Source organism: Ligilactobacillus sp. ESL1201, from assembly GCF_058503265.1.
In genome coordinates this window covers 439,369-458,418 of sequence record NZ_CP196362.1, presented here as the reverse complement: position 1 = coordinate 458,418, position 19,050 = coordinate 439,369, and the positions used below count along the sequence as shown (strand labels likewise).

Annotated in this window: 15 protein-coding genes; 4 read left to right on the top strand and 11 right to left on the bottom strand. The window is 45.0% G+C overall.

Features of this window, described 5'->3' with window-relative positions; genetic code table 11:
* Positions 1-10: 10 nt before the first annotated feature.
* Positions 11-631, bottom strand: a complete 621-nt coding sequence (apf, locus tag ACSYSK_RS02225) for an aggregation-promoting factor (protein WP_491715337.1) — start codon at positions 629-631, stop codon at positions 11-13.
* Positions 632-1,045: 414 nt separating this feature from the next.
* Here apf and ACSYSK_RS02220 point away from each other — a divergent pair, with 414 nt between their 5' ends.
* A complete protein-coding gene (locus tag ACSYSK_RS02220) occupies positions 1,046-2,755 on the top strand; it encodes an N-6 DNA methylase family protein (RefSeq protein ID WP_491715336.1) in 1,710 nt (569 codons plus the stop codon).
* 158 nt (positions 2,756-2,913) lie between these two features.
* On the opposite strand, the gene ACSYSK_RS02215 is transcribed toward ACSYSK_RS02220, so the two are convergent.
* From ACSYSK_RS02215 to ACSYSK_RS02180, 8 genes are all read right to left on the bottom strand, one after another.
* On the bottom strand, positions 2,914-5,310 hold the full coding sequence (locus ACSYSK_RS02215) for a phosphoketolase family protein (protein ID WP_491715335.1): 2,397 nt from the start codon (positions 5,308-5,310) through the stop codon (positions 2,914-2,916).
* A 158-nt stretch (positions 5,311-5,468) separates the two neighbouring features.
* Complete coding sequence (locus ACSYSK_RS02210) at positions 5,469-5,795, bottom strand: hypothetical protein (protein WP_491715334.1); 327 nt, start codon at positions 5,793-5,795, stop codon at positions 5,469-5,471.
* 57 nt (positions 5,796-5,852) lie between these two features.
* The gene (locus tag ACSYSK_RS02205) at positions 5,853-6,368 is read right to left on the bottom strand and encodes an HdeD family acid-resistance protein (RefSeq protein WP_491715333.1); all 516 of its coding nucleotides are present in this window, start codon (positions 6,366-6,368) and stop codon (positions 5,853-5,855) included.
* A 110-nt stretch (positions 6,369-6,478) separates the two neighbouring features.
* Positions 6,479-7,756, bottom strand: coding sequence for a D-alanyl-lipoteichoic acid biosynthesis protein DltD (dltD, locus tag ACSYSK_RS02200; RefSeq protein ID WP_491715332.1), 1,278 nt, complete (start codon positions 7,754-7,756; stop codon positions 6,479-6,481).
* 79 nt (positions 7,757-7,835) lie between these two features.
* Entirely contained in the window at positions 7,836-9,020 is a 1,185-nt protein-coding gene (gene dltB / locus ACSYSK_RS02195) for a D-alanyl-lipoteichoic acid biosynthesis protein DltB (RefSeq protein WP_491715331.1), read from the bottom strand.
* Positions 9,014-10,531, bottom strand: a complete 1,518-nt coding sequence (dltA, locus tag ACSYSK_RS02190; protein ID WP_491715841.1) for a D-alanine--poly(phosphoribitol) ligase subunit DltA — start codon at positions 10,529-10,531, stop codon at positions 9,014-9,016. Before dltA ends, dltB begins: the two co-directional genes overlap by 7 nt.
* A gap of 17 nt (positions 10,532-10,548) precedes the next feature.
* On the bottom strand, positions 10,549-10,698 hold the full coding sequence (locus ACSYSK_RS02185) for a teichoic acid D-Ala incorporation-associated protein DltX (protein ID WP_491715330.1): 150 nt from the start codon (positions 10,696-10,698) through the stop codon (positions 10,549-10,551).
* A 432-nt stretch (positions 10,699-11,130) separates the two neighbouring features.
* Complete coding sequence (locus ACSYSK_RS02180; RefSeq protein ID WP_491715329.1) at positions 11,131-13,134, bottom strand: methyl-accepting chemotaxis protein; 2,004 nt, start codon at positions 13,132-13,134, stop codon at positions 11,131-11,133.
* 195 nt (positions 13,135-13,329) lie between these two features.
* On the opposite strand from ACSYSK_RS02180, the gene ACSYSK_RS02175 reads away from it, so the two are divergent.
* Both ACSYSK_RS02175 and mscL read left to right on the top strand, forming a co-directional pair.
* Complete coding sequence (locus ACSYSK_RS02175) at positions 13,330-13,926, top strand: sigma-70 family RNA polymerase sigma factor (RefSeq protein WP_491715328.1); 597 nt, start codon at positions 13,330-13,332, stop codon at positions 13,924-13,926.
* Between the two features lie 246 nt (positions 13,927-14,172).
* On the top strand, positions 14,173-14,595 hold the full coding sequence (mscL, locus tag ACSYSK_RS02170; protein ID WP_491715327.1) for a large-conductance mechanosensitive channel protein MscL: 423 nt from the start codon (positions 14,173-14,175) through the stop codon (positions 14,593-14,595).
* Here mscL and ACSYSK_RS02165 read toward each other — a convergent pair.
* Together ACSYSK_RS02165 and ACSYSK_RS02160 are read right to left on the bottom strand one after the other, a co-directional pair.
* Positions 14,576-15,481 carry a metallophosphoesterase gene (locus tag ACSYSK_RS02165; protein WP_491715326.1) on the bottom strand — a complete coding sequence of 302 codons (906 nt, stop codon included), beginning with the start codon at positions 15,479-15,481 and terminating at the stop codon, positions 14,576-14,578. The genes mscL and ACSYSK_RS02165 overlap by 20 nt on opposite strands.
* A 15-nt stretch (positions 15,482-15,496) precedes the next feature.
* Positions 15,497-18,349, bottom strand: coding sequence for a DUF3427 domain-containing protein (locus tag ACSYSK_RS02160; protein ID WP_491715325.1), 2,853 nt, complete (start codon positions 18,347-18,349; stop codon positions 15,497-15,499).
* 145 nt (positions 18,350-18,494) lie between these two features.
* Here ACSYSK_RS02160 and ndk point away from each other — a divergent pair, with 145 nt between their 5' ends.
* The gene (ndk, locus tag ACSYSK_RS02155; protein WP_491715324.1) at positions 18,495-18,941 is read left to right on the top strand and encodes a nucleoside-diphosphate kinase; all 447 of its coding nucleotides are present in this window, start codon (positions 18,495-18,497) and stop codon (positions 18,939-18,941) included.
* The last annotated feature ends 109 nt before the right edge of the window (positions 18,942-19,050 follow it).

Below are 19,050 nucleotides of genomic sequence, written 5' to 3'. Positions count from 1 at the left end.
GCGCAGCTTTTTAGTACCAACCTGTTTGGTTTGAATGTTGTAAAGCTGCTGCCCATGAACCATAACGACTAGCAACATAAGCATTAGCTACCCGATCTTGGTTAGCTGCAGAATAGTCACCATTTAAATAGCTACGGTCTAATTGGTACTTGCCAACATAGTTACCGTTAGTTGCGCCGTAGTTACCACTTGATTCACGTTGGCCAATGGCTTCACGTGCCGCTGCTTCGGAAACACTTAAGCTGCTAGCAGTCGGTGCCTGAGCTTGGGTATTTTGTGTAGCTTGAACTTGACTTGGCTGTTTTTGTACGTAAGTATTTAATGTTTGCCGTGATGTAGTAGCAGGAGCACCAACTGGTTGTTGTACGGGAGCTGAAGTCGTCGACTGAGCTGCAGGTGCTGGAGCAGCACTGCCATCGATGTCTAAACGCTGACCAACAGTGATGAAATCAACGTTGACCAAATTATTTTTTTGTGCGATTTGATCAACAGTCGTATTATATTGCTGTGCCAATTGCGAAACGGTATCTCCTGGTTTAACCGTCACCGTATCAGCGTTAGCCGTGATCGAACCAGCTACAAACAAACCCGCGACAGCTGTAACTGAAAGTAAAGTTTTTTTAATATCCATAAATTATTTACACTCCTATATTTAAATTCCTATTTTCAACTTCTGATTTGCTCAACTACTTAACGGTACCCAGTATACCGAACCAATGTAACATTCAAATTCCAAAGAAATTACTAATTGCGTTTTTTTTGCAAAATTTCTCTTATTTTGCAACATTTAGTAATATTACGTTTTAGAAAACATCTGAAAAGTGACGTTAAACACTGCCATCATCGCTTTTTACGTCAGTAAAACTTTATAACAAAATTTACTGCTCGTTTCCCCGAATATTACAAATTCTCTACTAAAAAAATATTTTTTACCTGAAAAATTACTTTTTTTACTAAAAATAGCAAATTTTCTGCGGAAGGAGCCCATTTTTCCAGTCGTAAGTTGTAAAATAAAAATAGCTTAAGTAACAGCGGAGGTCACAATATGAAAATTTCGCCAGCAACACGCAAAAATTGGCAGCGTTTGGGAGTCAGTAACAAAAAATTGATCCGCCGCGCCAACAAAACTGATTCGGTCAAAAAAATCCTGCCCAAAACATACCTTTACCATTCCGCTAATATTCATAAAATAGAGCAAATCGTCAATTTTATTTCTACATATCACTTAAATTCGGAACAGTTTATCTTAACTTTAGCGGCTTACAGTGTGCAACAAGCTGAACATATCAGTGCTGCAAATAAGAAACGCTTTTTACACGACGTCAATGCTAGGCGCTCATTGCTGGATTTTAGCCACATTCAACAACACGCTAAATTCCAGATCGATTTAAGTGAACCAGATTTCCTAGGCGCCCTGTACCAAACGGTCAAAGCGGAAGGAACCCGCAATCATCGCGGGTTATATTACACTCCCTTCGTCGTCGCGGACCAACTTTTATCCCAGTTACAACTGACTGTGCCTCAGATTTTAGATCCCGCCGTGGGTTCGGGGATCTTTTTGTGTGAATTGCTGACCAAATACCATTTTCCGTTAAAAAAATTAGCGGGCTGTGACCAAGATCCAGTCGCCTGCCTGTTAGCGACTGCCAATCTATTACTAAAAGCAACACCCAACGACCACACTTACCCTCATATTTGGCACCAAAATTACCTGACTACGACCAAAAAGCAACAATATTCTTGTATCGTCGGTAACCCCCCGTGGGGCACCCAAAAAATCGGTCATACCACCGACACCTTTGCGATGTTTTTAAAACACAGTATCGAAACCTTACCGCCTAACGGACAGTTGGGATTTGTTTTGCCGTCTTCTTTTTTAAACACCGCTAAGCACACCACTATCAGGCGCTTTATCCTGCAACACTGCCAGGTCCATTCACTCACGTTACTGCCCCACGTTTTCAACGGAGTCGTTTCCAACGTGGTGCTATTATATGTAAGTAAAAAATCTCCGGACAATCAACCAGTCAATTTTTACTTCCACCAACACCACGTAATCACCAAAAAAGAAGTCCTCAACCAAAATTACCACGTCAACCTCTTACCGACGACTACTGCTGACGACCAGATTCGCGACCAGTTTTGGCAACAGGGCAACTATTCGCTTAAAAACAGTGCATGGGGCCTAGGGATCGTCACTGGTAATAACCGTAAATACCTCCTAGACACTCCGAGTGCCACGGCTGAACCTTTGATCACGGGCAAAGACATCGGTGCTTACCGGGTCACCTCCCCTCATATCTACTTGGAATACCAGCCGCAACACTTCCAGCAAAGCGCGGTCGAAAAACTTTACCGTGCTCCGGAAAAATTGCTGTACAAGTTCATCGATAAGAATTTAGTGTTCGCATATGACGACCGGCAAAGACTAACGCTTAATAGCGCCAATTTATTGATCCCACAAATGCCCACCCACAATTTAAAAACAACTTTAGCCTACCTGAATTCCAAACTATTCAACTACATTTACCGCATCAGTTTCGCGGGGATCAAGGTTTTGCGCGGCAATTTAGAGCAACTGCAATTTCCGCTACTAACGCCGGAGCAAAACCAACAGCTGACAAAATTAGTTGAGCGCCAACTGCGGCAAAATAACGCAAAAGCGGAAATCGATCAGTTCATTTTTGAGCAGTACGGACTAACGGCTCCCCAGATAAAGAGGATAGACAAGGTTTTACAAGAAGGAGTATTTTAAGCTGTGAGTCACTGCTAGTCTGACAAGCGCAATTATAACCAGCTGCAAGACAGACCACTTAGCAGGTGAACATTAACATAGCAAAAGAGCCTAGGACAAAACACTCGTCCTAGGCTCTTTTTATTTTTCCAAACTAGCAATCAGACACTGCCAGTTAATTATTTTTTCAGCGGTTCCCATTTCCAATCGACAACTTCTGGCAAATCAGTTCCCATGTCGCGGATGTACTGATTGTGTTTAGCTACCATGTCATCCATTTTCTGGGCAAAATACATGCTCTTTTGTGCGTATGCCGGAACGGATTGAATAGCATCTTTAGCCAAATGGAACCGATCTAATTCGTTTAAGACCCGCATGTCAAATGGTGTCGTGATATCCCCGTTTTCACGGTAACCATGAGCGTGTAAATTATGGTTATGACGCTCGAAGAACAAGTCTTTCAACAGGCCTTCGAAACCATGGAAAGCAAAGATAACAGGTTTGTCAGTCGTAAACAAATTGTCAAACTCTTCATCACTTAAGCCACGTGGATCTTTTTGTTGTGAACGCAATTTCAGTAAGTCGACCACGTTGATATAACGCATCTTCAATTCTGGAAATTCCTTGTTCAAAATTGAAATGGCAGCTAAAGCTTCCAAGTTAGGTTCGCTACCGGCTGCGGCAAAGACAACGTCGGGTTCAGCACCCTGATCGGTCGAAGCCCAGTCGATGTAACCTAATCCTTGTTTAACCAGCTTTTGCGCTTCAGCCATCGTATACCACTGACGACGTGGGTGCTTGGAAGAAACGATCACGTTGATCTTTTCGTAATCACGGAAAGCTACGTCACCAACAGCTAGCAATTCGTTAGCATCTGCTGGGATATACTCACGAATAAATTCGGGTTTCTTTTCTGCCATATGAGTCAACAAACCTGGATCTTGGTGAGTATAGCCGTTATGATCCTGCTGGAAAACAGTCGAAGTATCGACAAAGTTTAATGACGGATACTGTTTACGCCATGGTTGTTCGGCAGCTTTACGTAACCACTTGAAGTGCTGGGTCAACATAGAATCTACGACCCGACCAAATGCTTCGTAAGTGGAGAAAAAGCCGTGACGTCCGGTCAAAACGTAGCCTTCTAACCAACCTTCTGCTTGGTGTTCTGACAATTGTGAGTCGATCACCCGGCCAGAATTTGCCATGTTATGGTCGTTAGGTTCCTTGATTTCTTCCATCCATTGCCGTTTTTGACCATCTAATAGAGCATACAAACGGTTAGATTCACTTTCGTCAGGACCAAAGCCCCGGAAACTCGTTGGGTTAAGTTCTGCGACCTTATTTAACCACTTAGCCCATTCGATCATATCCTGATACTGTTCCGTGCCGCGCTTCTTGAATTTAACCTCAAAGTCGCGAACATCTGGGAATTTCAGTGGGTGAGGATCGATACCACCGTTAGTGATCGGGTTTTTAGCCATGCGCCGGTCACCATTTGGTGTTAAAGCTGCAATTTCAGGCTTCAAGGCACCCTTTTCGTCAAATAATTCTTCTGGCTTGTAGGATTTCATCCAATCGATCAGCAAGTCTTTATGTTTCATATCATTTGCTGAAACTGGGATCGGCACTTGATGAGCCCGGAATGAACCTTCGATCGGATCGCCGTCTAAATTAGTCTTCGGACCGGTCCAGCCTTTTGGTGAACGCAAGACGATCATCGGCCAGCGTGGTAATTCTGCCTTGCCGTCTTTAGCACCAGCAGCTGTCCGTGCTTTGTGTTGAATGTCTTTGATTTCTGTAATGACTTGGTCCATGATCTTAGCGAATTCCTGCATTGCTTGAAGGTGATCGCTATTCGCATCAAATTCGGCAAAGTATGGTTTCCAGCCCATTCCTTCATAGTATTTAGTTAAGTCTTCATCGCTCATCCGTGACAAAACGGTCGGGTTAGAGATCTTAAAACCGTTCATGTTAACGATCGGTAAGACCGCACCGTCTTTGACTGGGTTGATAAACTTATCGGAGAACCAAGAAGCGGCTAGTGGACCTGTTTCGGATTCACCATCGCCGATTTCAACGGCTGCGATCACGTCAGGATTATCTAAAATTGCACCGGTCCCGTGAGATAGGGAATAACCTAACTCGCCACCTTCGTGGATGGAACCTGGGGTTTCAGGAGCGGCATGAGAAGCAACTCCACCTGGAAATGAAAATTGTTTAAACAATTTTTGCATTCCCTTTTCGTCTTGAGAAACTTCCGGATAAATTTCCGAATAACTGCCGTCCAAATAGGAATTAGAAACCATTACTTGACCACCATGACCTGAACCTTCAATGTAGAACATGTTTAAGTCATACTTATTGATCACCCGGTTCAACTGGGTATAAATAAAGTTTTGAGAAGCAACTGTGCCCCAGTGTCCGATTGGTTTGATCTTGACGTCTTCGGCCTTTAACGGACGACGCAATAAGGGATTGTCCCGCAAGAAAAGCTGACCGACTGACACGTAGTTTGCTGCCCGCCAATATTTTTCCATTAGTTGCATATAATCCTGAGAATCATAATCAACAGCCATTAAAATCCACTCCTTATTTAAGTCTTATTCCTTCACTGCCTATGATAAAGCTTTCGTTAAAAAAGTCAACCTTTAATTTTATTGGTACGTTCCAATTTTGAAATTCAAAAAAAAAAGAAGCGCAGCAAGATTTTGCTTCACTTCCATTTAATGAAACGCTATTTACTTTTTTCTTCTTTATCCTTGGGTGGTTCTTCTTGTTTGACCACGTCTGGTAAGATCGATGCGTAACTAATGTTATCGATGCGGTAAGAATCTCGGACCTTGATTTTAGAAACCGTATTTTCAGCCGTCAAAGCAAACGGTGTCCCGTCTTTATGCGCTAAATCAGCAAAGTCACCACTCGTGCTGATCACTACCAAGTGTCCCTGACCACTCGCTAAATTAGCCTCTTCGTCTTCCGTATCGTCTTTAGTTCCCATGTAAACACAATGCGCCGGCTTTTGGTCCACGATCAATTCAATCTGTTGTACTACTCGTGCCATGTTATCCCCCCGTATGATTGTATTATCAAATTTTATCATATTACCAGTTCGATTACACTAAAAAGAACGGATGATCTGCTGCACGCCGCCTAATAGCAGGTAAAATGACAGTAGCAATAACGCCGTCGAAACGGCAAACGCCGGTTTAAATAGCAAAAATACTCCGACCACCAATTCCAAAACCGCTAAGATCAAGTTTAGCCAGTGGTAAAATTGATTTTTTTGCCAAAAACGGCCCAGCCAGAGTTCAAAAAACGAATCACTTAAAAGCCACAGCGCTAAAGATAACCAGATAAAAACGCCACCTAAGGCCGGAACGAACAGTAATAAAACACCAAAGATCAGATCCAAGATCCCGCTAAAAGTCCACCAGCCCGAATTAAAATGTAACATTTGTGCCACGTTACGTAATTCGAACAGCTTAAACACGCCGCGAACTAATGCCCAAATGGCAAGTAAAATAATGATCATTTTTAGTGATAACAAGGGACGCAGCATTACCAAGATCCCCAAAAATACCGCTAAGATCCCCGAGATCAACGACAACGGGTTGAACCTATTACGAATAAACATCAACTTTCCTCCCAGTGCTCATTTGCCGAAATCAAGTCCCGAATAACGGCCCGATTTCTTTGTTGGATATTCGTAAATTATAGCGTAAATTGTTCCTTAAAGACAACAATTTACGGCTGGGCCTTATCTAAATACCGGTCTAGCTCTTTTCCTTGCAGCTGTTGCCACTTGCGCTGATAAAACGCCGAACGAATCTGATAGTGCGGTGTTTTTTGTCGCTGCTCTAAAAACGGTGCGACATAAGTGTCCATTTTTAACCAGCCACGCCAGCCCAAATGGATCGTATCGTTCATGAAATACTTTTGTCCCCCGTCTTGTGACAGGTCAACGATGTTAGTAAAGCCCTGACTTTGCAGTTGGTATTTGATTTTACGGTCAAAGTTAGCCAGCATCGGTGCCGACAAGCCCGTATAATCCATCCATTTTTGGTTGACCGGCGGGATCACGAACAACACGTTCATCTGGTTATGCGCAAATTGATCCAATACTAATTCAAAATCCGCGTATTCCGGTGAAGCTTCGTAGTTTAAATCCGTCTGCGAATTTTTCAATTTCGGATAAGATGCAGCTAAGCGTTTATGCCAAAATCCGTTTTCGATCCCCAATGAATTACTAGTGGTGTTCGCTTCTCCCTGCCTGTTAGCTAACTGCGCTAACTGCCGCGAGTCGTATTTAGCCGGCAACACACGTGCCGCATTATTGATTTTTCCTTGCCGGTCTTTTAGTCCTAACAATGAAAAGATCTCTTCTTCTCGCCGTAAACTGTTCAACTGAAAGTGCAAGTAAAGCCTTTGCGTGTGGGTCAACGGTTGGCCGGCAGCAACTCGAATCAAACAGTGCTGGATCATTTTATTTCCGTGTGCGACGGGCATCTCCAACAACCGTTTAGCCGCATAGGTGTCCATCTGCGTGTTGCGTGCATGCAACAGCCAACCCACGGACTGCAAGTTAGAGTAATACAAGTTAAAGCCCGCCGGGTCGATGCCCTTGGGAACAAACCACTGCGGTGAGATCATGAAAACTGCTTTTTTATGACGCAAACTAGTGTTACTGCCCTGCATTCCCCAAAACTGAGAAAGCGACTGTGAACCCCGGTCTCCCAACAAAAATGGCCGGTAGGACCGGTGGTAGTGTTGCGCTAAGACCGCGGGATGCAACGCGTCGATCCGCGACCATTCCGAGGAGCCAAAAAACGGTACGTAATTTTGCGCAAAAGCCTCATTTTTGACCTCATTACCCTTAAAAATATTAGGGGACAGTGAAACTGCAGCCTTGGCTAAAGATTTTTTGGACGGCAAGTTAGTTTTAAACGGCAAAGCAAAAAAGGCCGCTAAAATTACAATGGCACACACCAAAGGCCCCAAAATTTTAAATAATTGTTTTTTCATCGCACTCAACCCGCCATATCAACATTGTTATTTGAGTTCCACTTATTATTTTTTAACACTGACAACATCCTCCTTCACACTAGAAGACTTGGTTTAAAAAGCCCGAAAAGATCAAAAAACTAAAGCAAACTAAGTTAAAAGTCATAAAAATTGCAAAACACTTCGTCAACCAATTATGGGGGAGCGCCTGCCGGTGTTTTTTCTTAAACCTCTGCCAGACATCACACAAAATGATCGCCACGGCGTGAAACAAACCGTAGATAATGTAATAAGAAGTTAACCCGTGCCAAAAACCCATGATCAAAAATAAACAGAGGTAGCCGACGTTTGAAACCACGATCCGGCTCTTGAAGATTTTCTTTTTCATCAGGGTAAATACTAAGCGCATGTAAATATAATCACGGAACCAAAACGACAGCGTCATGTGCCATCTCTGCCAGAACTCCTTAATGTTAGCGGAAATAAAGGGTTTGTTGAAATTGATCGGCGTCTTGACCCCCATTAAATAACTGGTGCCGACTGCAAACAAACTGTAGCCCGCAAAGTTAAAGAACAAATGCATTGAATAAATGTACATGTATGCTACCAAATACCACGAAAATCCACCGCCGCTCAAAGCGCGTTTAGCAACAAACGGCAACCAGACCGAACCAAAATAATAATCTAAGATAAATTTATACAAAAAGCCCAACATAATGTCCCAAATGCCCTGGCCCAATAATTGCAGGTATTCGTCGCGTGTGATAGTTTGATCATAATCAGCCACAAAACGCCGGTAACGGTCGATCGGCCCCGAAGAGATCGTCGGTAAAAAAAGCAAAAAGTGCACCGTTTTGCTGAGTGAGACCTCTTTGATTGCACCATCCCTGATCTCCATGATCATGCCCACGGACTTGAAAGTCAGGTAGCTGATCCCCAAAAAGCCGATGAGCGACGCACGCCCCGCATTTAACACGGGGGTGACCTTGTCGACCACTAGCGGTAAAATTGCGAGCACTACGGCACCGTAAAAAAGCCAGGTGGCATTATTTTGCCGGCGAAAGTGCAGGTACAAATAGGTCAGCGCGATTTCAAAAATAATGTAACAGATTAACGCGAGCCACTGGTATCCCTGATCAAATGCCAGTACCAAAAAGACTAACGCAACTAAGTCTTCGTACCACCTAAAATGGTGGCCGTAAAGTAACCCGATTACGATGGGGATCAAAGCAATCCCTAATAAGAATAAGTAATGGGGGCTTTCAAATGGTTGTAAATTCAGCATTTATCCTGAACCTCTTTCATCAAAGTTTTACGGTCCACTTTGCCGTTGGCATTTTGTGGGACCGCGGCAACAAAGACAAAACGAGTGGGGATCATGTAATCCATCGTCGTTTGCTGTAACTGTTCCTTTAGCTTGCGGGCCATCGCCAACTGGTCTTCAGGCACCCCGTCGTACAAAACCACGTAAGCCGTCAAACGTTGAACTTTAACTCGTTGTTGGTCCGCATACTCCGGGAGCGTGACCGCCTGTTTGACCGCCGTCAAACTCACCAAGTGTTGGTCGACGTCTTCTAACTCGATACGGTAACCATGCATCTTGATCTGAAAATCCTTGCGTCCCCGGTATAAAAGCTGGCCGGTATCATCATAAGCGCCCAGATCTCCGGTCAGATAAGCCGGCTGACCGTCGATCTCAGTAAATGCAGCCGCAGTCTTAGCGGGATCGTTCAGGTAACCCGGAGAAACTCCCGGTCCTAAGATCACGATCTCACCTTGCTCGTTATTTGGCACTGGCTGCTTTTTTTCATCATAAACTAACACCTGAGCGTTAGGAGCAGCCTGCCCGATCGGTAGCCGCTGGTAATTTTCTAAGATCTGCGGGGTAATTTCGACCGCCGTTTTAGCGACAGTAGTTTCCGTCGGCCCGTAAGTATTGTACAGTTTGACCGCGGGAAAACGCTGCTTGATCTTGCGTGCCAAGCTAGCCGTCAGCTCCTCGCCACAAAAAATGATCTGTCGTAATTGCGGCTGCGTTTGCGCAGTAAAAGTCGGGTCCAACAAACACATTTCCATAAACGACGGCGTCGAAACCCACTCATCTACGTGTAATTGCGGTAAGTAGGCAAATAGCTGCTTAAAATCCGCACTCGTTTTTGGGGGCAAGACGACTAATTTACCGCCGTTAACCAGCGTCGGATACAACGCCATCACCGATAGGTCAAACGAATACAGTGGTTGTGCTAGGCAAGCGGCCTGAGCAGCGATCCCAAAACTAGAATTCATCCACGTCACAAAATCAGCTAGGTTGGCATGCGTGATCTGAACACCCTTGGGCATCCCCGTCGTCCCCGAGGTAAAAATAATATAAAAAACTGCTGCGGTATCAACCATCACATTAGTAGCCGCCGGCTGTTGCACGCTTTGTGCCAGTTGCTCTTTGGTAACGAGCGGCACGTCGATTTTTTCGTTTAAGTCACTGACCGCAATGCATAAACACGGGTCGGCTTTAGTAACAATATCGTGCACCCTTTTAGGCGTCGAAGATTCGTCCACCGGAATGTAAGGGTGCCCCGCTTTGACGGAGCCGATGAAGCTGACTAACATCGCAAAAGTTTGCCCGCCAAAAACCATGATCGGTTTACCAGCCGGCAAATTTTGTTGGAGTAAATACGCAGCTAAGTTATCCGTTTGTTCCTTTAGCTGCTGGTAAGTATATTGTTGACCTAAGTAGTCGTAGCAAAGCGCATCGGAGTCCGCCCAGCAATCGATCTGTTGTAATAAATTGTTTTCCATCATCGCACCACTTTTCTCTAAAATTCGTTATAAATAAATTTAGGTTGACCGACACCACAATAGTTGTACAAATAAATGATCCCTAAAAAAATGAGGATATAAAGTAGTGTCTTTGCGATAAAGCGGGTAGTTTGTGCGTAGTAGATCTTCTTTAGCCAATTTAACATGCTAATTTCCCCCATAGCCTTCTGAATATTATTGCCAAATTACCAACACATTAAAATAAAACCAGTCATTTTTAAAGACTCTTAGACAAATCTTAACTAAAATAAAAAAATCCGCTAGTAGCTAGTAAGTAGTTATGCCCAATTTTTTGAGTAGCGAACACGGATTGACGAAACTAAAAATGGGAGTTGAGACAAAAAGCGGGTAGCAGTCGAGCACTAGCCTAGTTTCAAAGTAAAACTCGCACTTTGATTTTATTTTGAAACGTAGCTAAGCGCAAACTGCTGCTTTTGGGAGCACGATCAGTCTATGTACTTACAGAAACTAAAAATGGGACCAGGACAAAAATTACTTTTGTCTTGGTCCCCACTTTCGTTTTTCTTAAGTAATAGACTTAATCGCGTTCGTCAGTTGCCCACACTTACTGTATCTTGTCATTTTTTCTTAGTTTCTCTCGTTTGGAACTTGGCGGTAGCATCTTCTAGGTTAACCGCCGTTTTTTGCAACTGTGCTACTTGACTGGTGAACTGTTCCATCGTAGCCAATACTTCTTGTGAATTGCTAGAAACGTCGCGTACCCCAGCCGCGTTTTCTTTAGTAGCAACCGTAATATTTTCCAACCCAACGTTGACGTTTTTTTGTACGGCCGCGATCTCACCACTGATCCGGTCACTTTCATCGATTTCGTGAGCCATTGCTTCGTTACGGTGATAAACGTCTTTAGTCGAACTGATCGCCTTTTCCAGCAAATCATTTTGTTTTTGGCTGCCGTCCAAAGAATCGGCTGCTTGAGCAACCATTTCTTCCGACTGTTTTGTGATTTTTTGGATCACTTCGGTAATCTTAGTGGTCGAGTCGGCACTTTGTTCGGCCAACTTACGAATCTCGTTAGCCACCACGGTAAAGCCCTTACCGGATTCACCCGCACTAGCAGCTTCGATCGAAGCGTTTAAGGATAATAAGTTGGTCTGGTCGGCCAAGTCAGAGATCACGTTGACAAACTGCGTAATATTTTGAATATTTTTATTCAAATTCTTAATGGCGTCAACTAAGACGTGAGTCTGTTCTAACTGAGCCGTCCAGCCCTTAGCCACCTGACTCATCATTTCCATATTCTGCGTCCCGATCCGCGAAATATCCTCGGAGGAACCGTGCACGTCGGTCACGACCTTGTGTAACCCGCTGACAGAATTGGTCAGCCGCTGTAACTCGTTGGTGTTTTTATTAGTTTCGCTTTCCTGCGTCGCAGTTGCCGTCGTGATTTCATCGATGATCTTGCTGACTTCCCGCGAAGCGTAGGTGGTTTGTTCGGCCAATTTTAACAGTTGGTCCACTTTTTTATTAACGTTAGCACTCTCGTATTGGACCCGCACGACTAATTCGTTGATCGCGTCGATCATTTCATTATACGAATGCGATAGCCGCTGAAATTCCTGCCCGTCTTTATCAGACAAGATCATGTACCAACAGGCTTTTTCCAATATTCCCGAGCGTTTAAACTTGATGTCCTTGAAATAATGAGGAATGTGCCCAAAATCTCCCTGTGCCAATTTATCGAAACATTCGGTATAAATTTGTAAGATCCGTGAGTAAAAAAGAGTAACGATCACTGAAGCAGCTAAGCTAAACACTAACAAAATAGCCAACACTACCAGTAAACCTAAACCCGCAAAGGAACTCAGCGACGGACGCAGTTCCTTTTTAGTCACGGGAGCCAACAGCCACATTCCATCCTTTAGCGCGGCCTTATCGTAGTAAACCCGAGCGTAACGAGAATTATTTTTCAGTTTCAGCCAACCCTTAGTTTTGCCGGCACGACTAACAGCTTGTTGTAAGGCTTGGGGCTGTGCCACGTCTCCTTGTAATGCCGGTGCTTTTTGCGTCGCAGCAGTTAAAAGTAGCGGTGCACCCTTTTTAACCTGTAATCCCTGACGCAACTGTGAGTTAGTTAAAATGTACGCCAATACTCCTTGAACCTGGCCGTCTTTAGTCACGGCTTTAGCAGCAGCTACGATCGGCTGCGTGCCCAACTGCAGTTTAGTACCGTAAAATTGAGTCGGAGTAGCCACAGCATTTTGGTACCAAGTAGACTGGCTGAATTGTTTGGTCATATGTACGTCATCTTTAGCGATGTATACCAACTTGCCCGTTTGACCAGACACATTAGTAGCCTTCACGGTACCGGTGGGATCGTTTGCAAACGTCGGTTGGCGCAGCGTACGTTTCACGGCGGTCCGTGCAGCTTTTTTGAGATTGTGTTGATTATGAGCTACGAGTGCGATTTCATTTTGACGCGTTGTCAAAGACTGCTGTACCAGGTCACGGTGTACGTTCCAGCAACTCAGCAATAACATCAAAAAAGTCGGCACTAACGCATAAAAAAGCATTCCACAGGTGATTCCACCACCAATGCTATGCGGATGAATGAGTCTTCTCAATCTGATATCCTCCCTTTAAACAATCTGCCTGCTACCCAGTTGCTAAAAAATATCTCTTTCAAGTATTTTATACCAAAAAAAGGATCAGTTGTTAACTAAATTTGCAAAAAGTTTCAGTCCATGACAAATTATTGGTTTTCCGTTTGTTTTTTCCTCACATATCATGACGGTGAATTCGTCAAGGAGGAAAAGACTATGAAATCAGCAAACGACGACTTAGAACTGATCAACGCCATTAAAAAAGATCCCGAAAGCTTAGCACTCATCAAGCTGTATAATAAATATTACCCGCTGATCAACACCACGATCAACAAGTTTAAGTTGCGGTTAACCGATAGCGACGACCTTAAAAGTTATGCCCTTTATATGTGCTACCATAGCGCCCAAAAATTCGATCCCGATAAAAAGGTTTCTTTCGGTGCCTTTTTTAAAACTAACCTCAACAATTATTTTTACAGCCTACTGCGCAAGGAAAAAGCACTGAAACGCCAAACGGATTTGCTGAGCGTTTCAGCCGATAGCCTTAACGAAAGCGACAGTGAGCAGATCTTTGGTGCGGATCACAAGTACTTAGCCGCCGACCAGTACCTTTTGTTAGAGGAACGTTTGGTGGCGGTCAACGAACACTTGTCACCGATCGAAAAGCAGGTTTTCAATTTTTGCTTGCACACTGATGGCACGACTAACGAACAGATCTCGCAGGAATTAAATATCCCGCTCAACAGTGTCTACAACGCGGTCAACCGCTGCAAGCGTAAAATCAAAAACGTGTTATATGAAAATATAGAATAAGCTGCGCAAGCGGCTGCCAGCTGGAGCGCGATCAAAACAAGCTGCGGAGTAAGGCGATTAACAGACGAGGACTAGCCTAGGTCAGCAATAAGTCGGGCTTGGACTTGTTGTTGGCCGTAGCTAGACACAGCCTGTTGCCTTGCGTAGCGCGATTAAACCAAGCTGCGAGACAAGTTGCTTAGCAGTCGTATTAACATCATTTCTCCTCGTGTACTATAATAATAGTCAAATTAAGGAGGGATTTAGATGTTAACAGAATTCAAGGAGTTTATCGCACGGGGCAACGTCTTAGACTTAGCCGTTGGGGTGATCGTCGGGGGTGCTTTCACTTCGATCGTCAATTCTTTAGTCAAAAACCTGATCAATCCGCTGATCGGCATCTTCGTCGGCAAAATCGATTTTTCCGAACTGAGTTTCAAAGTCGGGGATGCGACCTTTCGGATCGGTAATTTTATCAATTCGGTCATTACCTTTTTGATCATCGCTTTTGTCGTCTTTATCCTAGTCAAACTCGTCAACACCGTCATTCCGCCTCATAAAGACGAAGACAAGGCTGACGAACAAAAACCCGATCCCCAGGTAGAATTATTAACTCAGATCCGCGACGCTTTGGTGGAGCAAAATTCACCTACCACGACCCACTCACCTGCTAATAAGAAAGAAGAGTAAAGGCGTTAGCAAAAATTTGGGACCAGTGAGCACTCATTTGGCCTTCAAATAACTGTTTATCCGTGGGATGTTGTTCAAAATGATAGCGTGCAGGTTTACCGTGCGCCGCCAACCACTCTTGGGTAAACTGCCACTCGTAACGGTAACCGAGCGGCCGACAATGCCAGTTGATCCCCGCCATTTTTCTAGTGCCCGTACGCCGGTGCAAGTGACCAAAAACTACGTCGGTCACATTCTGATTGTACTTAACGATCACCTCGCCTAGTTCCCGGCTTCCCAGTACTCCACCTAACGCCCGCAAAGTGATAAATTTACGCTTCGTGGGTGGCGGATAGTGGATAAATTCTTGGCGCGGCACAAAATGAGTGGCGATAATGATTCGTTTACCGGCGGCACTTAGGCGCGCTAACAGCCTGTCGAGTTGCGCGGTAATTTGCGCGTCGATTTGGGGATCAAGGCCTGCGCGTTTGATGTAGCGGTCGATCCAGTATCTTTTTTTATAATCCAAAACAACGTCATCGCTCGGCTGACTGTCGTCTACTCCCCGCGCAAAACGGTAATCGTACCAGCCGTTGAGCGCTACTAATACGGTCGTGTTACTCAGTTCCAAACTAGCGAGGTTCAAAAATCCGGGATGCCTGCTATGTTCGATATCATCAATATTGAGCATGTCGTGATTGCCCAAATTAAAAGTCGTCGGCAATACCTTGTTAAACAACGCGATGATCTGCGCGCCTTGTTGTTCAAAGTGATTCGAGATATCGCCAGCGATGTGCAGCCGAGTCGCTCCTTGGCCTTGTAAATAATGCGCGATCTCTACTAAATTTTGCGGCGTAAATTTATTGATGTCGGCGTGCAAGTCGGAAATAACTGCCAGTTTTCCCATTTTATTCCTCCTCACTTACAACGTTAAATATTTCATCTGCTGGTAAGAAAGCGGCCGAGCAAAACGCAGCTGCATTTTTACCACTTTTTTATCCTTCCCGTTGGCTCCGGTCAAAACCACTTCCGCCACACTATCCTCGTTGATATTTGCCTCACCCAAATAGCTGTACCCTTTTCCCTGAGCTTCACTCGGCTTAGCAAATACCAATAATTTCACCCGAAAGTTACCCGCCTCATCTCTAGCCAATAACCGTTTGACTTCGTTTGAGGCCAGGGTCCGGGGACTTCTCGTATACCACCAGATCGAAGTGTTATTATTCAGCTGATTTTCGTACGCGCGAGCCCGCAAGTCTTGGGGGCGTTTTTGGTACGTGATAAATAGCGGACAGACTTTTTCTCCTACCCAATAGCCATACATTGGCGCGCTAATATCTTTAGGCCAATTTAACAAGCGGCAGACGTCTTTTCTAGTATATTTTTGGTACAGGGTAAAATGTTGGTCCGCGCGGTACTGGCGGCTGATCTTTAGCCCACAGGTCAGCACGTCTTGAAACAACTTGTTAAAATCAGCGCCTGCAAGCGCCGTTTCCAACACGGGTGCCAGCGTGTAGTAGCCGTTGGCATGAACAACCAGGGCCTTTTTCCCGTACTCATCGGCCTTTAGCTTTTGCCCGCTCTTGATCCTAAAAAACGCTAAACTCAAAATTGCGTCCAGCGAATCCAGGAGTTCTTGATCGCAATAACAGCCATTTTCCCGAAAAAGTTGGAGTAATTTTTCCTGCGATAAGCGACCGTCATTGAGCAATAACGCCTGCAATAGCAGCAATTCATGGGGCCGCAAGCCGTTTAGCAGTTCTTTAGTCATAAAAGTTAAGACCTGATCTTGGTAGCTAGTCAGCGTTACGTTAACTTTCATCCGTGCCAAAAAATGTGCGTAATTAGGCAAGCGAGGATTGGCGGCAAACACCAAGGGATCGAGCTGGCCTAAAAAATCGGTCAGTAGCGGTGTTTTACCCAAGCGTTTGCGTAACTCGTTAAATTGCGTTTTTAATTCGTTCATATTATCGAGCTTCACTTTTGCTAACGACGCGAAGATCCGCTGTTGCGCCACCCGGGTAAAGTTGATCGTCGACAGTCCCAGCAGCGGCTGAAACAGCAATTCGGCACGCGCATTATCTTTTTGCCGGGAGAGGTCATGGTGTAACGCCAAGGGGATCAAATAATTATTGCGATAATTACCAATAAAATCGATGATCGTCACGTAATTTTTACCGGGAAATTTACGCAACCCCCGGCCCAACTGCTGGATAAATACGATACTCGACTGCGTGTTACGCAAAAATATCACCTGATCGACGCAGGGGATGTCGATACCCTCGTTAAAAATATTGACCGTCACCAAGTATTCGACTCGCCCCTGCTCCAACTGCGCTACGGCCTCTTTCCGTTGAGTAGCAGTCTGTTGGTTAGTTAACGCGATACTCGGGTGGCCCTTGGCCGTCATCAAAGTAGCGATCCCGCGCGCTTCTTCTTGCCGGCTGCAAAATATCAAACCGTGGACTGGCCCACTTTCACCGTAATATTCGATCTGTTCTAACAGATAATCCACCCGCTGTTCGGCCACTAAATGACTGAGTTGCGAAGTTTCCGTCACGGTCTGCCCGTTTACCACGTAATCGGTCACCCCCACGTAATGAAACGGACACAACATCTGTTCGGCAAGCGCCTGTTGCAAACGGATCTCGTAAGCGACGTGGTGATCAAACAGCGCAAAAATATCGAAATCATCGTTACGTTCCGGCGTGGCCGTCATTCCCAGCGTAAATTGAGGCCGCAAATATTCCAGTATTTGCTGGTAGCTTTTAGCCCCGGCGTGGTGAACTTCATCCAACAACAAGTAATCAAATTCATTCGGAGCAAATTGATGTAAGACTTGTGTTTTAGCCAGGGTTTGTACCGTCGCAAACAAATACTTAGCACCTACCTGCTGCTTTCCTCCCGCTAAAATACCATAATCACTGCGCGGGCCTCCTAAGACCGCCCGAAAACTGGCCAGTGCCTTAGTCAAGATCTGCTCTCGGTGGACCACAAATAAAAAACGGCGTGGTGCGTAAGCCGCCACATCGAAGGCTCCTAAATACGTTTTGCCCGTTCCCGTCGCCGAGATCAGTAACGCTTTTGTGACCCCCTTGGCCCTTAAAGCCGCCAGGTTAGCCAGCGCCTCGCGTTGCATCCGGTTAGGCGCTAATTTCTTTTTGGGCACCACAACTTGTGGGCGCACCGGTTTCACGTAATGCTGTGCGTAATCGGCTACCCACTGCGCGGTCAGCGGCTGTGCTTGTTGCCAGTGACTAGTAAACTGTTCGTTTAGTTGGTGACACAACGCCCCGTCACTAGTCGTCGTCAGCCGCACGTCTAACTCGGCGTTTTGTAACAGCGCCGCCCGCGTCAAATTAGCACTACCCACCAAGATCGTTTGTCCCCATTCATGAGTAAAAAAATAACCCTTGGCGTGAAATCCGGTAGCCGGTGTCAACCGGACTTCCAGGTTGGTAATTTTCAACAGTTCGTTAAACATCGCGGGCTCGTTAAAGTTCAGGTACGTCGCAGTCAGTAATTTTCCCCGCACGCCGCGCAAAGCCAACTCCCGCAAAACCACCTTAAGTGGCGTTAACATATCGCGAGTAATAAACGCGACTTCGATGGCAAAAGAAGTACAGTCGTAAAATTCGTCCACCAAATGTTCCCAGATAGTTTCGTGCTCACCGTTACTCAGCAAGCGCGGTGTCAGTTGAGTATTATTTTGATAAGCCGCAGCGTCCACTAAACCGTGAAGAGCTGCTTCTTTGAGGTCACTATTAATTTTCATCTTTTCCCCTAAAACTTGATTTTATTTTTATTATACCCCTCCACCTTAAATTAACGCTTGGCAATTGGCTGGAGGGGTTTTCTTTTCGGCCAAAATTGATTACTATCGTATTGTAGTTAATTAATTGATCACAGGAGGAAAAATCATGGAAGAAAAAACTTTAGTGCTCATCAAACCGGACGGCGTTAAGGGACATCACATCGGGCAGATCATCAGTCGGATCGAAAACAAGGGCTTTACGATCACCGCCCTCAAAGTAACTCACGCCACCCCCGAATTACTCAAAAAACACTACTCCGAAAAAGTCGACAAACCTTATTTTTCCGAAATAGAAAAGTACATGTTAGAAGGACCGATCGTGGCGATCATCGTCAGCGGAACTAAAGTCGTTAATGCAATCCACACGTTAGCCGGAGAAACCAACCCTAACCAAGCAAAACCCGGCACAATCAGGGGAGATTACGGGCGGTTATTTGAAGACGGGATCTTGCGTAACGTCATCCACAGCTCGGACAACCCGCAAAATGCCAGTAATGAAATTAAAATCTGGTTCCCGGAATTAAAACAAGTAGCACACAAAGCCGCTAAGTAACCGAAGACTAGCTTAGTATTGCATTTTTCTTCACAATAGCCAGCACTATTGACGAAAACGTTTTTAGCGATTTAACTTTGCTATCACGTCACAAACGCTAGCAACTGCA

What these genes read in the sequence shown, in the direction of transcription:
- apf (WP_491715337.1), bottom strand. Translation starts at nt 631, where the DNA reads ATGGATATTAAAAAAACTTTACTTTCAGTTACAGCTGTCGCGGGTTTG.
- ACSYSK_RS02220 (WP_491715336.1), top strand. Translation starts at nt 1,046, where the DNA reads ATGAAAATTTCGCCAGCAACACGCAAAAATTGGCAGCGTTTGGGAGTC.
- ACSYSK_RS02215 (WP_491715335.1), bottom strand. Translation starts at nt 5,310, where the DNA reads ATGGCTGTTGATTATGATTCTCAGGATTATATGCAACTAATGGAAAAA.
- ACSYSK_RS02210 (WP_491715334.1), bottom strand. Translation starts at nt 5,795, where the DNA reads ATGGCACGAGTAGTACAACAGATTGAATTGATCGTGGACCAAAAGCCG.
- ACSYSK_RS02205 (WP_491715333.1), bottom strand. Translation starts at nt 6,368, where the DNA reads ATGTTTATTCGTAATAGGTTCAACCCGTTGTCGTTGATCTCGGGGATC.
- dltD (WP_491715332.1), bottom strand. Translation starts at nt 7,756, where the DNA reads ATGAAAAAACAATTATTTAAAATTTTGGGGCCTTTGGTGTGTGCCATT.
- dltB (WP_491715331.1), bottom strand. Translation starts at nt 9,020, where the DNA reads ATGCTGAATTTACAACCATTTGAAAGCCCCCATTACTTATTCTTATTA.
- dltA (WP_491715841.1), bottom strand. Translation starts at nt 10,531, where the DNA reads ATGGAAAACAATTTATTACAACAGATCGATTGCTGGGCGGACTCCGAT.
- ACSYSK_RS02185 (WP_491715330.1), bottom strand. Translation starts at nt 10,698, where the DNA reads ATGTTAAATTGGCTAAAGAAGATCTACTACGCACAAACTACCCGCTTT.
- ACSYSK_RS02175 (WP_491715328.1), top strand. Translation starts at nt 13,330, where the DNA reads ATGAAATCAGCAAACGACGACTTAGAACTGATCAACGCCATTAAAAAA.
- mscL (WP_491715327.1), top strand. Translation starts at nt 14,173, where the DNA reads ATGTTAACAGAATTCAAGGAGTTTATCGCACGGGGCAACGTCTTAGAC.
- ACSYSK_RS02165 (WP_491715326.1), bottom strand. Translation starts at nt 15,481, where the DNA reads ATGGGAAAACTGGCAGTTATTTCCGACTTGCACGCCGACATCAATAAA.
- ACSYSK_RS02160 (WP_491715325.1), bottom strand. Translation starts at nt 18,349, where the DNA reads ATGAAAATTAATAGTGACCTCAAAGAAGCAGCTCTTCACGGTTTAGTG.
- ndk (WP_491715324.1), top strand. Translation starts at nt 18,495, where the DNA reads ATGGAAGAAAAAACTTTAGTGCTCATCAAACCGGACGGCGTTAAGGGA.